The sequence below is a fragment of the Dokdonella soli genome (assembly GCF_039523175.1).
GTDB classification, from domain to species: Bacteria; Pseudomonadota; Gammaproteobacteria; order Xanthomonadales; family Rhodanobacteraceae; genus Dokdonella_A; species Dokdonella_A soli.
Genome location: NZ_BAAAEU010000025.1, coordinates 53,240 through 68,466, shown reverse-complemented (window position 1 = coordinate 68,466; position 15,227 = coordinate 53,240). Strand labels below are relative to the sequence as shown.

Sequence of the window (15,227 nt, the reverse complement as noted above, 5' to 3'; positions counted from 1 at the left end):
GCTGGGTTAGGCTCGCGTCATGTTCACGCGTTTCGCGAAGTTTGCCAGAACACGCTACGACCGCGAGCGCACGCTCGCGTTTCTCGATTTCACCTGGCAGCGCTTCGTCGAGGATCGCTGCCTGCAGACCGCCGGCGCGCTCGCGTTCACCTCGGTATTCGCACTGGTACCGCTGACCGCGGCCGTGCTCGGCATCCTCGCCGCCTTCCCGGGCTTCGCCGGCTGGCGCGCGCAGATCACGCAGTGGGTCTTCGAGAACTTCGTGCCGGCCGCCGGCAGCACGGTGCAGGGCTACATCACGCAGTTTGCCGACAACGCGAGCCAGGCGACCGCGGTCGGCGTGCTGGTTCTGTTGTTCAGCGCGGTGTCGCTGATGATCAGCATAGAGGACGCGTTCAACCGGATCTGGCGCGTGCAGGTCGCGCGCGGAGCGACCGCGCGCTTCGTGATCTACTGGACTGCGCTCACGCTCGGACCGCTGCTGCTGGTCGCCGCGCTCGCGATCAGCTCGTACGCGTTCGCATTGCCGTTCATCGACGTGGCCGAGGCGCAGTTCTCGATCAAGGCGCGTGTGCTTGCGGTGCTGCCGTTCCTGATCGTCTGGAGCGCGCTGGTCGCGGCCTATGCGGTGATCCCGAACCGCAGCGTGAGGATCCGCGACGCGCTGCTCGGCGCTCTGATCGCAGCCTTGCTGTTCGAGGCAGCCAAGCGCGGCTTCGCGTTGTACGCGACGAAGTATGCGAGCTACCAGCAGGTCTACGGTGCGCTCGCGATGGTGCCGATCTTCATCTTCTGGATCTACCTGTCCTGGGCGATCGTGCTGTTGGGTGCGTCGATCACCGCGTCGCTGAGCGCGTTCGATTATCGACCTGCCGCGTTGCGCCAGCCACGCGGGCAGGAATTCACCGGTCTGCTGCGCGTGCTCGCGCGCTTCGTCGCCGCGCAACGCGCGGGCCAGGGCCTGCACAGCGCAGACCTGCTTGCGATCGAGCCGTTCCTGACCGACGACTTGCTGCAGCGCTATCTCGGCGATCTGCACCGCGTCGGCCTGCTCCAGCGCGGCGAGCTCGGCGAATGGATGGTCGTGCGCGATCTCGCCAGCACCGATCTGCTCGAGATCTACGAGGAAGGCGGTTATCGATTGCCACTCGATGCTGGCGCCGCGCGCGGCGAGATCGGGCCACGCGCGGTGCGCCTGCTCGACGAACTCGGCGAACACCTGCGCACGGCATTGGACGTCCCATTGGCCGAGGTGTTTCCGCCGGATGTACCATCGCAGGCTGCACAGGCGCCGTCGACATCCGCGGCGCGTCCAGCCTCGACGGAGCATGCATGAAATCCTTTCGATCACTCGTTGTTGCCACAGTCGTGGCCGTCTTTCTCGGCATTGGCGCTGCGCATGCCACCACGGCGAAGCAGCCGACGCTGAAGGTGACCACGCTCGATGGCAAGAGCTTCGATCTCGCCGCCGAGCGCGGGCGTTGGGTGATCGTCAACTTCTGGGCGACCTGGTGCTCGCCCTGCATCAAGGAGATGCCGGACATCTCGGCGTTCGTCGCCAGCCGCCAGGATGTCGCCGCGATCGGGCTCGCCTACGAGGACACCGACAAGACAGAGGTGCTGGCCTTCGCGAAAGCGCATCCGGTCAAGTACCCGCTCGCGCAGCTGGACGTGTACGACCCGCCCGCCGACTTCGACAAGCCGCGCGGACTGCCGGTGACCTATCTGATCGCGCCGGACGGCAATGTCGCGAAGACATTCACCGGCCCGGTCACCGCGACGGATCTCGAGAAGGCGATCGCGGCCGGCGCCGCCGTGACGTAGCAGCGCCCATGGCCAGTGCGCGATTCCTCGTTTCCGGACTGGTGCAGGGCGTGTTCTTCCGCGCCTCGACGCAGGCGCGCGCGCGCGAACTCGGATTGAGCGGTCACGCAAGGAATCTGCGGGACGGCCGCGTCGAAGTCATCGCGAGCGGATCGCACGAGGCGCTGGCCGAGCTGGAAGCCTGGTTGCATGACGGGCCACCCGCGGCGTGCGTCGATACGGTCGAGCGCGAGGAGCTGCCGCCGCAGGATCATCGCGGCTTCGAGCGGCGCTGAGCTGCGCATGGCACGTCCGCGGCAGCGGCCGCCTTCGCATCGCAAGCCGATCCCGGATCGGGCGGCGCCCTCAGCGGCTACGCCTCGCCACGGACTCGCGCGCGTGATCTCGAAGCTTGGCGCTGCTTCGCGGACGCAGGCCGCCAAATGGATCGGCGAGGGTCGCGTGACCGTCAATGGCCGCGTTGCACACGATCCGGAAATGCCGATCGACGCGACGTGCGACCGCATCGCGGTCGATGGCGCCGAGATCAGCGCGCGCGAACGCATCTACCTGATGCTGAACAAGCCGCGCGGCTACGTCACGACGACCTCCGACGAGCGCGGCCGCGACACGGTGTATGCGCTGCTGGAAGGAAGCGGATTGCCCTGGCTCGCGCCGGTTGGCCGGCTCGACAAGGCGAGCGAGGGCCTGCTGCTGCTCACCAACGACAGCGTCTGGGCCGCGCGCATCACCGCGCCGGACACGGAGCTGGACAAGACCTATCACGTGCAGATCGACCGTTTGCCCGATGCAGCCCTGCTCGCCGCGCTGCATGCCGGCATCGACGATCGCGGCGAGAGGCTCGCTGTGAAATCAGTGCGCGAGCTGCGTCGCGGCGACCGGAACGCATGGCTGGAAATCGTGCTCGACGAGGGACGCAACCGCCAGATCCGCCGGCTGCTCGCTGCGTTCGACATCGCGGTGCTGCGCCTGGTGCGGATCGCGGTTGGCGCCGTTTCGCTGGGAACGCTCGCGAAGGGCGCTTGGCGCACGCTGGACCCCGACGAGATCCGCGCATTGCAGATAGCGTCCGACACCTCACAACGAGGATAGTGCGGCACCCTGAATCGGCCGGGCAACCGTGTCGGCTCGATTCGCGCCCTATCAACAAGTCCAGTCCCGACTTATCGCATCAACGACAGCATTGCAGCGCGTGGCTGATCACTCGCACCCGCGTTCTCGCCGTTCCGCACAACGATCAGGCGAACATCGTGACTTTGCGCATGCTCGGCAGGCGCACGCCTCCTTTAGTCTGCGCGCCACGGCGATCACGCCGCTCGTATACCACCCTGAGGAAACCATGACATTTGCACGTCGTATCGCCGTGGCAACGGGTGCTGCTGCATTGATCCTGCTGTTGGCAGGCGGGGCTATCGTATTCGCGTTCTTCCACACGTTCTATCCAAGCGCGCCTGCGTCCGCCTATCCGCCCGCCCAGGATGCGGCGACCGCGCAGCGCCAGGACCTCGACTACTTCCGCCATTACCTCGACCTCAATCGCAGCTACACGCCGCAGGCGCGTGAACAGGCCGAGCACCTGCTCGAGGAGTACGCAGCCAAGCCGGGATCCTTCTCGCCGGCGCAGTTCGATCTCGCGATCGCGCGCATGGTGGCGCTGGCCGACAACGGCCATTCGCGAGTGCATCCGGGGCCGCTCTCGCGCCGTCGCAATCACTTGCCGTGCCACCTGTACCGATTCGACGACGGGTACCGCGTGCTGCGCACGCGCCCGGCGTGTGCGGAACTGCTCGGTGCGAAAGTCACGGCCGTGGACGGCCGGCCGATCGATGAAGTCGCCGACCGCATGTACGAGTACTTCGGTGGTCCGCGGAACCACTACGACCAGTTCGCCTCGGTCTTTTTCCTGGAATCACCCGAACTGCTGCAGGCTGCCGGAGTTGCGTCCGCTGCGGATCGGCTGAACCTGCATGTCGTGCTGCGCGACGGCATCGAGCGCGACGCAACGATCGTCGCGGAGCCCGCGGACGCCGATGCGCCTCGCGCCTATTCGGATGAATACCTCTCGCCGCAGCGCATCGAGAAGGAGCCCGCGGACTGGGCGGCGCTGCTCGCGGCCGATGCGCCTTTGCCCATGTTCCTGCGCGACTACGCGAACCCGTTCCGGTCCGAATACTGGGCCGACAAGGGCGTCTACTACGCGCAGTTCCGCAGCAACGCGGACGAGCCGGGCCACCCGATCGGCGATTTCGTCGCGCGTGTGAAACGCGAAATCAGCACCGACCGACCGCGCGTCATCGTGCTCGACCTGCGTCTCGACCAGGGCGGCAACTTCACCACCACCGCTTCGCTGATGAAGAATCTCACCACGCTGGCGAACTCGGTGGAGCATGTCTATGTGCTGACCAGCGCGTGGACCTTTTCCGCCGGCAACGTAAGCCTGGCGCTGGCGAAGGAGCATGGCGCGGGCAAGGTCACCGTGATCGGCGCGCCGGTGGGCGATCGCACCCGCCTGTGGGCGGAAGGCGGCACGTTGACGTTGCCAAACTCGAAACTCGCGATCGGCTTCGCCACCGGCCTGCACGACTACACGCGCCCATGCACCGGCCAGCCGGGCTGTTTCTGGATCATGACTTTCTATCCGATGCAGGTCGCTACGCTGGAACCGGACATCCGTGTCGCGTACTCGTTCGACGACTATGTGAATCTGCGCGATCCCGTGCTGGATCGGGCGCTGGAGCTTGCGCGAGCACAATAGGCGCGCTGTGCGTTCGCTGCGGCGAACGCACGTGGAGCCATCGATTGGTTTCGCGCCGCAACGTGCGCCACGCGCACGTTGCGGGTTACTTCAGCACACCCAGCTTCCTGGCGACCTTCACGAACGCCGCGACCGCACGGTCGATCTGCTCGTGTGTGTGCGCCGCGCTCATCTGCGTACGGATGCGCGCCTGCCCCTGCGGTACCACCGGATAGAAGAAGCCGATCACGTAGATGCCTTCGGCCAGCAGTTCCTTCGCGAATTGTTGTGCGAGCTTGGCGTCGCCGAGCATCACCGGCGCGATCGGATGCGTGCCCGGGCGGATGTCGAAACCGACCTCGCTCATGCGCTTGCGGAAATACAGCGCGTTGTCATTGACCTTGTCGCGCAGGTTCGTGCTCGACGACAGCATCTCGAACACCTTGATCGAGGCGGCGACCAGCGGCGGCGGCAGCGTGTTCGAGAACAGGTACGGCCGCGAGCGCTGGCGCAGCAGATCGATGATCGGCTGACGACCGCTGGTGAAGCCGCCGGAACCGCCGCCGAGCGCCTTGCCGAGCGTGGAGGTAAAGACGTCCACTTCGTTCATCACGCCGTGCAGTTCGGCCGAACCGCGCCCGGTTGGGCCGACGAAGCCGGTCGCGTGCGAATCGTCGACCATCAGCAGCGCGTTGTACTTCTTCTTCAGCGCGACGATCTGATCGAGCTTGGCGATGTAGCCGTCCATCGAGAACACGCCGTCGGTCGCGATCAGGCGCGTGCGCCTGCCCTGCGTCTCGGCGAGATGCTTTTCGAGTTCGGCCATGTCGCCGTTCGCGTAGCGGCGGCGCTCGGCCTTGCACAGGCGAATGCCGTCGATGATCGAGGCGTGATTCAACGCGTCGGAGATCACCACGTCCTCGTCGTTGAGGATCGTCTCGAACAGGCCGCCGTTGGCGTCGAAGCAACTCGTGTAGAGGATCGTGTCGTCGGTGCCGAAGAACGTCGAGATCGTCGCTTCGAGCTGCTTGTGCAGGTCCTGCGTGCCGCAGATGAAGCGCACGCTGGCGAGGCCGAAACCGTGCGTGTCGAGCGCGTGCTTGGCCGCGGCGATGATGTCCGGGTGGTCGGCGAGGCCGAGGTAGTTGTTCGCGCAGAAGTTCAGCACTTCGCCGCCGTCCGTGGTGCGGATCGCGGCGGACTGCGGCGTGGTGATCACGCGCTCGGTCTTGTACAGACCCTGGTCGCGGATGGAGTCGAGTTCGGCTTCGAAGCGGTTGCGGGCGGCGGTGTCCATGCGGGGCTCGGCGAAAGGGCAAAGCGACATTCTCCGCGATCGCCGCGCGCGCGTCAGCCGTCCTGATCGATGCCTGCCGGTTTGCTGCCGCACGCGCAGGGCGACGCGCCGAAACCTGGCGCTCGCGACACGCCATTTCGTCGCGCCCGCCTGCCGGCGCTATCGGCGCGGAGTGACCCGGTCCTGATTCCGTTCAGGCCTGCGGCGGATGCCGGAAACTCCATCGCATCGCATCAATGGCTGTCCATGTCGTCGTCGGGCGCGCCCAGCCGGTGCACCCGGTGCAAGCGGCGCGGATTCACCAGGCGCTCGAACTCGGCAAACGGCATGCGCACCAGTTCCGTGTGCGTGCCGGCATTGAACGCGATCGTCCTGTCCTCGGCGAGACTGTCCTCGACGTAGACGTCGAGGCCATACAGATTGCCGAACGGCGACATCGCGCCGGGTTCGCAGCCGGGAAACAGATCCCTGAATTCCGATTCGTCGGCGAGCCCGGCGGTATTCGCGCCGGTCGCCTTCTTGAGCCGTCCGAAATGCAGCCGTTGCGAAGCCGGTAGCACCACCATCGCGATGCGGTCGTCGAGTTTGACCATCACGGTCTTGGCCAGTTCGTGGCCGTGAATATGAGCGCTCGCCGCGGTTTCCTGCGCCGTGATGGTGCGCGCATGCTGGATCGTGTCGAACGTGATGTGGTTGCGGTTGAGATAATCGTGGAGTCGAGGTTCGGGCATGGCCGTATCCTCTGTGGCCGTTTTCCGCTCCATGGGTGTACGGTCACCCGGGTAGCAAACGCGGGCGCGTTCCGCGACCGCGACCCAGGCCGTCGCGTTGCCGACGGGTTCGGCAGGTGCGGCGGCAGGGCGATGCTGCAACGAGCGGGATCCCGCGGGTGCTTCCGGCGGTCGGGCGGGAGCGAACGGCGAGCGCTCGTCTGGCGCGGCATCGTCAGCGAGAGCTTACTCCTGCTGCCGGCGAGCGACAAAGCCGCGCGATGGCCGCGTCGCCTTCGCGATGGCTCTGGCATGCGGCCCTCAGCCGTCGAGATCGACACCCGTCGGCTCGCCACTACGGGCGTACGGCGGCGCACCGGGCCACGGCGCGCGCACGATGATGCTCCAGCCGCGTTCGGTGAGGCCACGGCGCGCCGCCAGACTCGCCTCGCCGCCGATCAGTACGGTCTTGTTGCTGACGCGGAACTCGGCGCGGTCGAGGAAGCGGCGCACTTCGCTGGTCCAGCTCAGCCGGTCGACCGGCAGTGGCAGCACCAGCTCGCCATCCGACGTCACGTAGGCGAGTCCGGCGCCGACCGGTCGCAGGCTGCCGCTCTTCGCGCGCGCGCCAAGATGCGTGGAGACCATACGCAGCGCATTGACCAGGAAGCGCGCCTCCAGCTCCGAGTTCGCGGTCATGCCAAGTTCGAGCAGCGCATCGCAGCCGTCCACGGCCTGCAGCTGGTCCAGCGCGTCGGCGAAGCCGGTCTGCAGCGTCGGCGAGAACGCGCCGCGGCGCAGGAACTGGCGGATCAGCAGTTCGTCGCGGCAGTGCGCGCGCAGGCGTTCGCGATTGCGTACACGCAGGTCCTCGGGTGAGAGCTTCCAGACCACGTCGTTGATGCGCGAACCCTGCGCGAGCACGGTCGCGCCGGTGCCGCCGACCATGCCGAGCACGGTGCCGGCGCCGAAGCCGCCGCTGACACCGGCCCAGGCCAGGCTGGACAGGCGTTCCTGCATGTACGCGTTGGCGGTGTACGGGTCGATGCCGAGCCGCTTGGCGATGTCGCGCTTGATCTGGTTGTAGCTGAGCTGACGCTTGACCTCGCGCTCGGCCTCGCTGCCGATGCGCGAGTACCAATGCTTCTTCGGCTTTGGGGCGTTTCCCGCCGCATCGCCACTATCGCGCGCGTCGGTCATCGGCCCGTCGTCGGACGGATACGGATTGCCGTGGTTGCCGAGCGTGCGTGCGGTGCGGTCGGACAGCGTCTGCGCCTGCGTCGCGATCTTCTTGATGCGATCGCCGAAGTAGCGTGCGACGCCGGCCGGAATGCCGAGCACGGTGTCGATCGGATGCATGACGATCTTGCCGAGCATCTTGCCGGTCGCGGCGAACTTGTCGCCGACCGCGTGCACGAACGCATCGGAGTGGGTGGCCTTGTCCAGCGCATCGAGTGCGGGCAGTTCGGCCTCACGCTCGGCAAGGATCTCGACGCTCTCGGCCGACAGCGGTCCGACCGGCGTATCGAGCGTGAAGCGTGCCATGTAGCCGCGCAGCTCGACGTGCGGATCGACGCTGAAGCCGGGCCCGGACAGCAGCGCCGGTTGCACCAGCGAGGCCGCGTCGAGGACCGGCTCGTCCTCGGTCGCCAGTGTCGCTTGGGCGGAGGCGCGCGCGCGCCGTTGCGGCCACGCGGGAGTGGTGCAAAGAGTGAACACGAGCACTGCCGTTACGGCGTGTCGCGCGAAGTAGAGGGGTTTGCGATGCATCGGATATTTCAAACGGATCGCTGTTGAACGCGGGTGCTGGGCGCCGAGCCTCGCGCATCAAAAATTGATTCCTGGAGTCCTTGATTCTGCTTCGAAGCGCAGCTCGAGCCGTACTTCGAGAAGCAGATCCTGTTCGCGCGCGGTGCATTGGTCACCGACAGCCTTACCAGGAGGGCTGCGCATGTGCCGCCGAGCCACCGAATCAATCCGCGTCGTTCATTTCACGCGGCGATGCTGGATGGTGTCAGGGGTTGGCTGTCAGCGCCACAGGCACACCTTCCGTCGTTACTCCCGGATGCTGGTTGCGGCGGCGGCCGAGACGCAGCAGCGGGCGCTCGATCAAGCGGTAGGACACATCGGCAATCAGGCAACTGAGCAGCAGCACAATCGGCAAGATCCATGGCAGGCGATATCCCGATATCCAGTCGAAGGCGTGAGTGGCGCTCAGCCAGTGGATCAACGGGTAGTGCCAAAGGTACACGCCGAAGCTGATGACGCCGAGATAATGCAAAGGCCGGTTGCTCAACAGTGCATTCGCGATGCGGCTACCCGCGGCGCAGGCGAACAACATCAGTCCGACTGCGGCGCCGACTGCACCATGCCAGATAAAAAGAAGCCAACTGCCTTCCCAGTAAGTGCCGATGCCGAAATGGATCAGCGTCAACATCAATGCGACGCCCGCCGCGCCAAGCACGAGGAGCGCATCGTTGGTACGCATGTCGGGTAGGCGGCCGGCAATCGCGGCGCGCCCGTAGGCGTACGCAGCCAGCATGCCGAAGGCGAATTGATCGATACGCCCAGGCAACTGCTCCAGCGCGACGACCTTGTGGGGCGTGTCGACGTCGCCAATGGCGGCGAACATGAGGTGTCGGTACAACTGCGTTTCCAGGACGGCCACCACCAGCAGCAGCACCCACCAGCGCGGACGCAACAGGCACGCCAGCAAGGGCAGCAGCAGATAGAAGCAGAACTCGATCGGCAGCGTGTATGCCACTGCATTCAGCGGAGCGACTCCAACGGAACCGAAATTGAACCACAGGAGCAGATTGCCAAGCAGCTGCGTGAATCCCGGCCAGGCGCCTGCGCCGAAACAGCCGGCGAGGATCAGGAGTACTGCAATCTGCGCGTAGTACGCGGGAAAGATGCGCAGCACGCGGCGTAGCCAGAATGTGCGCAACGACGGCCGGCGCGTCAGGCCCAGTTGCCACGAGACGAACGGCAGGCTCAGCAGAAAGGCGGAAAGGGTGAAGAAGATGTCCACGCCGGCCCATCCCCCTGAAAATGCCGGCGTCATATCGATCGAGTATCGACCGCTGCCTATCGTCATGAGGCGCGGACCGGCTTCGACCCAGACGTGATACAGCAGCACCCAGAACGCAGCGAAGCCGCGCAGGCCGGTCAATGTCGGCAGTTCGGTCGGCATCAATGCTCTGCTGCTGGACATGATGGCATTCGATTGGGAAGCGGCGAATCAGGGGTAACGCTGTCAGCCGGCTCCGCGGTGACGCGCGCCGCTCACCCGGCACGCGCCGACGTCAACCTTCGGTGAACGCGCCGTAGCTGCGCAGACGCCGGTAGCGCTGCTCGAGCAGCGAGGCCATGTCCAGCGCTTCGAGTTCGTCGAGCTGGTTCAGCAGCACGGCCTTGAGGCGCACCGCCATGCCGCGTGGGTTGCGGTGTGCGCCGCCGAGCGGCTCGCGCACCACCTTGTCGACGAGGCCGAGTTCGAGCAGGCGTGACGCGGTCATGCCGAGCGCCTCGGCCGCATCCTTTGCCCTTTCGGCGGTCTTCCACAGGATCGATGCACAGCCCTCCGGTGTGATCACCGAATAGGTGCTGTATTCGAGCATGTTGGTGACGTCACCGACCCCGATCGCGAGCGCGCCGCCGGAGCCGCCTTCACCGATCACCGTGCACACGATCGGCACTCGCAGGCTCGCCATCTCGAGCAGGTTGCGCGCGATCGCTTCGCTCTGGCCGCGCTCCTCGGCGCCGACGCCGGGATACGCGCCGGGCGTGTCGATGAAGGTCAGTATCGGCAGCTTGAAACGTTCGGCGAGCTGCATCAGGCGCAGCGCCTTGCGATAGCCTTCCGGGCGCGGCATGCCGAAATTGCGCCGGATCTTCGATTTGGTGTCGCGGCCTTTCTGGTGACCGATCACGACCACGCTGCGACCGTTGATGCGCGCGAGGCCGCCGACGATCGCGGCGTCGTCCGCGTAGGCGCGATCGCCGGCCAGCTCATGGAATTCCTCGCAGATCACGCCGATGTAGTCGAGCGTGTACGGACGCGCCGGATGCCGTGCGACCTGCGCGACCTGCCAGGACGTGAGATTGCGGAAGATCTCCGCGGTCTTGATTTTCAGCTTGCCTTGCAGCGTCGCGATCTCGTCCTCGATGTTGAACGCTTGGCCGTGACTGGCATGGCGCAACTCCTGGATCTTCGCGTCCAGGTCGGCGATGGGCTGTTCGAAATCGAGGAAGTTCGGGTTCATTCGCTGACGTTCGCGCCTGGGTGGAGGCGCAAAGGGGGCGAAGTATAGCCGCTCGGGCCGCCGTCAGGGGCCTGAGTCGCTACCACCGGCTGCCGCCGGGGCTGCACCATTGCCTTCGTAACGGCAGGTCGGAATGATCCGCGCGATCTCCGCGTAACTTTCGGTTGCGCAGTTCCACAGGATGCTCGCGCCGGTCGCACTCGGCGTGAAGCGGACCTCGCCGGCCGGCACACCGTAGCCCGCATGGAGCACCAGTACGTAACGGCCGCCGGATTCGAGGCGTACCTCGTCGAGCAGGTGCCCTTTGTAGCCGGCCGCATCGATGCCGCACTGGGTCATGTCCGCGGGCCACGCACCCATCGAGTTGTAGCACTCAGTCAGCGCCACGCGCACGGCTGCGGCCCGGGCAAGGTCGCCCGCGAGTACCGCGCGGGCGGAATTCGCGGCAGCGAGTTCTTCGCTGCGGGCACGGTTGGCTTCGATCGCCTTGCGGTTCTCTTCGGCGATCGCCTCCGCCTGCCTGCGGCTTTCCTCCGCGATTGCCTCTGCTTGCTTGCGACTCGCCTCGAGCGCCTGCCTGGCCGTTTCATCCACGATCAACGCCGCTTGCCGCTTCGCATCCGCAGCCAGCGCCGGAGCTTCCTGGTGCTGGCGATACGCGTGGTATGCGTCATACAGCATGAGTGCGACGAATAGCGCGGCGACCGTGACGGCGAATTGGAGCAGCAGGGATTTCATGGACGTCCTGATGGCGTGATCGGGAAACGTACTCGTGTTGCTTCCACACTCGCTCAACTGAATACCAGTTCTGCCGCCAGCACGCCGTCCAACGCCTGCAGGCTGTCCTTCAACGCCGGGCTCGCTCGTACGCGCCATTCGGCGCCGAGCTCGATCTCAGCCTGGCCGGTCGCGTTGCGATAGGTCAGGCGCACCGGCGTGCCGCCGCCGCGGTGCGCCGCGAGCGCGTGTTCGAGCTTGGGAATGAAGTCCGCGTGCACGCCGTTCAGGCATAGGCGCAGCACCCGGGCGCGGCGTTCGCAGGCGATTTCGATCGTCGTGACCGATTGCACGCGCAGCTGGTAGCCGCCGGAGAAGTCGTCGACGCTGAGCCCACCCTCGAATACGAGGATCGCATCGCGGGTCAGCAGCGGGCCGTATTCGACCCAGCTCTCACGATACAGCACGGCCTCGAACTTGCCGGAGAAATCCTCGACGGTCACGAATGCGCGCGAATCGCCCTGCTTGCGCACCGCGATCACCGAACCGGCCAGCGTGAACGAGGGCAGGTCGACGAAACGGGAGCGACGTTCACCCGAGGGTGGCCGGTAATGCTTGTCGATCTCGCCGATCGGGCAGCTCGCGACTTCGGTGATGAGGTCGCGCCAGGCGTCGGTCGGATGTCCGGAAAGATAGTGGCCGAGCGTGTCGCGCTCGCCGGCCAGGCGCTGTGCGACCGGCCAATCCGCGACTTCGGTCAGCACGAGCTTCGGCGCTGCCGGACTCGCCGCGCCGAACATGTCGTTCTGGCCGGCCAGCGCATCGCGCGCCTGCTGTTCGGCTGCACGCACGCATTCGGGCAGCTGCGCCATCAGGCTGGCGCGGTTCTTCGCCAGTGCATCCATCGAGCCCGAAAGGATCAGCGCCTCGAACACGCGCTTGTTGAGCTTCTGCGGATCGACGCGCTGGCAGAAATCGGAGAGGTCGGTGTAGCGCCCGCTTTTGCGCGCGTCGACGATGTTCTCGACCGCACCGCGACCGACACCTTTCACCGCGCCGAGGCCGTAGACGATCGTCTTCGCGTCGCTCGCCTCGAACATGTAGGCCGATGCGTTGATATCCGGCGGCAGCACGGTCAGGCCGAGGGCGCGCGCCTCGCCGAGGAAGTTCACGACCTTGTCGGTGTTGTCCATGTCGCTGGACAGCACTGCGGCCATGAACTCGGCCGGGTAGTGCGTCTTCAGCCAGGCGGTCTGGTACGAGACCAGCGCGTACGCGGCCGCATGCGACTTGTTGAAGCCGTAGCCGGCAAACTTTTCCATCAAGTCGAACACGGCGTCGGCTTTCGCCTCGCCGACGCCGTTCTTTGCCGCGCCATCGCGGAAGATGGCGCGGTGCTTGGCCATCTCCTCGACTTTCTTCTTGCCCATCGCGCGGCGCAGCAGGTCGGCGCCACCGAAGGTGTAGCCGCCGACGATCTGCGCCATCTGCATGACCTGTTCCTGATAGACCATGATGCCGTAGGTCTCTTTCAGGACAGGCTCGACGCGCGGATCGGGATACTCGATCGCCTCGCGGCCGAGCTTGCGCGCGCAGAAGCTCGGGATCAGGTCCATCGGACCCGGGCGATACAGCGCACCGAGCGCGATGATGTCCTCAAAGCGGTCGGGCCTGGCGTCCTTCAGCGCGCCCTGCATGCCGCGCGATTCGAACTGGAAGATCGCGATCGTCTGCGCGCGCTTGAACAGCGTGTAGACGGCCGGATCGTCGAGTGGCAGCTGGGTGATGTCGAGCGGCGCCTCGCCGGTCTTCAGCCGACCCGCATTGATCGCCTTGACCGCCCAGTCGATGATGGTCAGCGTGCGCAGGCCGAGGAAGTCGAACTTGACCAGGCCGACCGCCTCGACGTCGTCCTTGTCGAACTGCGTGACCACGCCTTCGCCGCCGGATTCGGAGAACAGCGGCGCGTAGTCGCTGAGCGGACCGGGCGCGATCACCACGCCGCCGGCATGCTTGCCGGCATTGCGCGTGAGGTCCTCGAGCTTCAGCGCGAGGTCGACGAGTTCGGTGACCTCCTCATCGGATTCGTACAGCGCCTTGAACTCGGCGACGATGCGGTCCGGCTCCTTGCGTGATTTCTCGGAGCGGCCCAGCGCGTCCTCGAGCGCGAGATCGAGCGGCATCTTCGGTATCAGCTTGGCGATGCGGTCGACCTGGCCGTAGGGCATGCCGAGCACGCGGCCGGTGTCGCGCAGCACCGCCTTCGCCGCCATCGTGCCGTAGGTGATGATCTGGCTGACGCGGTCGCGGCCGTACTTGCGACCGACGTAGTCGATGACTTCGTCGCGCCGGTCCATGCAGAAGTCGACGTCGAAGTCGGGCATCGACACGCGTTCGGGATTCAGGAACCGCTCGAACAGCAGGCCGTAGCGCAGTGGATCGAGATCGGTGATGCCGAGCGCGTAGGCGACCAGCGAGCCGGCACCGGAACCGCGGCCCGGGCCGACCGGGATATCGTTCTGCTTCGCCCAGTTGATGAAGTCGGCGACGATCAGGAAGTAGCCGGGGAAGCCCATCTGCACGATCACGTCGAGCTCGGTATCGAGCCGGCGCACGTAATCGTCGTGCGTGAATCCCGATGCAGGTTCGTGAGCAGCGAGACGCTTCACCAGGCCTTCGTGCGACTGCGAACGGATGTAGCTGTCCAGCGTATGCTCGGCCGGCACCGGGAACGCGGGCAGGAAGTACTTGCCGAAGCTGAGTTCGAGGTTGCAGCGTTTCGCCAGCTCGATCGTGTTGTCGAGCAGTTCCGGCAGGTCGGCGAACACGTCCGCCATTTCCCGTGGCGATTTCAGGTACTGCTCGGGCGAGTAGTCGCGCGGTCGTTTCGGGTCGGCCAGCACGCGGCCGGCATGGATGCACACGCGCGCCTCGTGCGCCTCGAAATCCGCGCGTTCGAGGAAGCGCACGTCGTTGCTGGCGACGACCGGCAGATCGAGCCGTGCGGCGAGATCGAGCGCGCCGGCGAGGAAACCTTCGTCGTTCGCGCGCTGCACGCGCGCGGCTTCGAGATACAACCGATCCGGGAAGCGCGTGCGCCACCATTCGGCGCGCGCGCGCGCGGCTTCGTCGCGGCCGCCGAGCAGGAGCCGGCCGATATCGCTGTCCTGGCCGGCCAGCGCCATCAGTCCCGCGCTGGCGGCATCGAACCAGCCGGCATCGACCAGCGCGTGGTCGCCATGGCGGTTCTCGGCGTACGCGCGCGAGAGCAGCCGCGAAAGATTGAGGTAGCCCTCGCGGTCCTGGCACAGCACGGTCAACCGCTGCGGCCGGCTGCGATCCTCCGGATCGGCGATCCACAGGTCACTGCCCGCGATCGGCTTGATGCCGGCGGCTTCCGCGGCCTTGTAGAACTTGACCAGCGCGAACAGGTTGCTCTGGTCGGTCAGCGCGACCGCCGGCATGTCTGCGCGCGCGCAGGCGCCGACCAGATCGCCGACGCGGATCGTCGAATCGGTCAGCGAGTACTCGCTGTGGACGTGCAGGTGGACGAAGCCGGGGGACATGGCGGGACGAAACGCTCGGGGGTTCAGCGTAGTCGCTGCTCCCTCACGCAGCAAGATTGACAGCCGGAATGGGGCGGACCTCTACCGGCCTTCACGCTCGATCCCACTGCCGTC

Annotated in this window: 12 protein-coding genes; 5 read left to right on the top strand and 7 right to left on the bottom strand. The window is 66.2% G+C overall.

Annotated features, from left to right (window positions below):
- Nucleotides 1–19: 19 nt before the first annotated feature.
- From ABD002_RS17385 to ABD002_RS17365, 5 genes are all read left to right on the top strand, one after another.
- Nucleotides 20–1,336: a YihY family inner membrane protein gene (locus ABD002_RS17385; RefSeq protein ID WP_343793433.1), complete on the top strand. Its 1,317-nt coding sequence runs from the start codon at nucleotides 20–22 to the stop codon at nucleotides 1,334–1,336.
- Nucleotides 1,333–1,824: a TlpA family protein disulfide reductase gene (locus tag ABD002_RS17380; RefSeq protein ID WP_343793432.1), complete on the top strand. Its 492-nt coding sequence runs from the start codon at nucleotides 1,333–1,335 to the stop codon at nucleotides 1,822–1,824. Before ABD002_RS17385 ends, ABD002_RS17380 begins: the two co-directional genes overlap by 4 nt.
- 8 nt (nucleotides 1,825–1,832) lie before the next feature.
- Complete coding sequence (locus ABD002_RS17375) at nucleotides 1,833–2,099, top strand: acylphosphatase (RefSeq protein WP_343793430.1); 267 nt, start codon at nucleotides 1,833–1,835, stop codon at nucleotides 2,097–2,099.
- Between the two features lie 7 nt (nucleotides 2,100–2,106).
- The gene (locus ABD002_RS17370) at nucleotides 2,107–2,916 is read left to right on the top strand and encodes a pseudouridine synthase (protein ID WP_343793428.1); all 810 of its coding nucleotides are present in this window, start codon (nucleotides 2,107–2,109) and stop codon (nucleotides 2,914–2,916) included.
- A gap of 247 nt (nucleotides 2,917–3,163) precedes the next feature.
- A complete protein-coding gene (locus ABD002_RS17365) occupies nucleotides 3,164–4,579 on the top strand; it encodes a S41 family peptidase (protein ID WP_343793426.1) in 1,416 nt (471 codons plus the stop codon).
- Between the two features lie 85 nt (nucleotides 4,580–4,664).
- Here the strand turns inward: ABD002_RS17365 and kbl are convergent, their stop codons facing one another.
- From kbl to dnaE, 7 genes are all read right to left on the bottom strand, one after another.
- The gene (kbl, locus tag ABD002_RS17360) at nucleotides 4,665–5,855 is read right to left on the bottom strand and encodes a glycine C-acetyltransferase (RefSeq protein ID WP_343793424.1); all 1,191 of its coding nucleotides are present in this window, start codon (nucleotides 5,853–5,855) and stop codon (nucleotides 4,665–4,667) included.
- Between the two features lie 233 nt (nucleotides 5,856–6,088).
- Complete coding sequence (locus ABD002_RS17355; RefSeq protein ID WP_343793422.1) at nucleotides 6,089–6,586, bottom strand: aminoacyl-tRNA deacylase; 498 nt, start codon at nucleotides 6,584–6,586, stop codon at nucleotides 6,089–6,091.
- Between the two features lie 300 nt (nucleotides 6,587–6,886).
- Nucleotides 6,887–8,335, bottom strand: coding sequence for a hypothetical protein (locus tag ABD002_RS17350; protein ID WP_343793420.1), 1,449 nt, complete (start codon nucleotides 8,333–8,335; stop codon nucleotides 6,887–6,889).
- A gap of 244 nt (nucleotides 8,336–8,579) precedes the next feature.
- The gene (locus tag ABD002_RS17345) at nucleotides 8,580–9,758 is read right to left on the bottom strand and encodes an acyltransferase family protein (protein WP_343793418.1); all 1,179 of its coding nucleotides are present in this window, start codon (nucleotides 9,756–9,758) and stop codon (nucleotides 8,580–8,582) included.
- A gap of 112 nt (nucleotides 9,759–9,870) precedes the next feature.
- Nucleotides 9,871–10,830: an acetyl-CoA carboxylase carboxyltransferase subunit alpha gene (locus ABD002_RS17340; protein WP_343793416.1), complete on the bottom strand. Its 960-nt coding sequence runs from the start codon at nucleotides 10,828–10,830 to the stop codon at nucleotides 9,871–9,873.
- A gap of 63 nt (nucleotides 10,831–10,893) precedes the next feature.
- Entirely contained in the window at nucleotides 10,894–11,568 is a 675-nt protein-coding gene (locus tag ABD002_RS17335) for a hypothetical protein (protein WP_343793414.1), read from the bottom strand.
- A gap of 53 nt (nucleotides 11,569–11,621) precedes the next feature.
- Entirely contained in the window at nucleotides 11,622–15,113 is a 3,492-nt protein-coding gene (gene dnaE, locus ABD002_RS17330; protein WP_343793412.1) for a DNA polymerase III subunit alpha, read from the bottom strand.
- Nucleotides 15,114–15,227 lie beyond the last annotated feature (114 nt).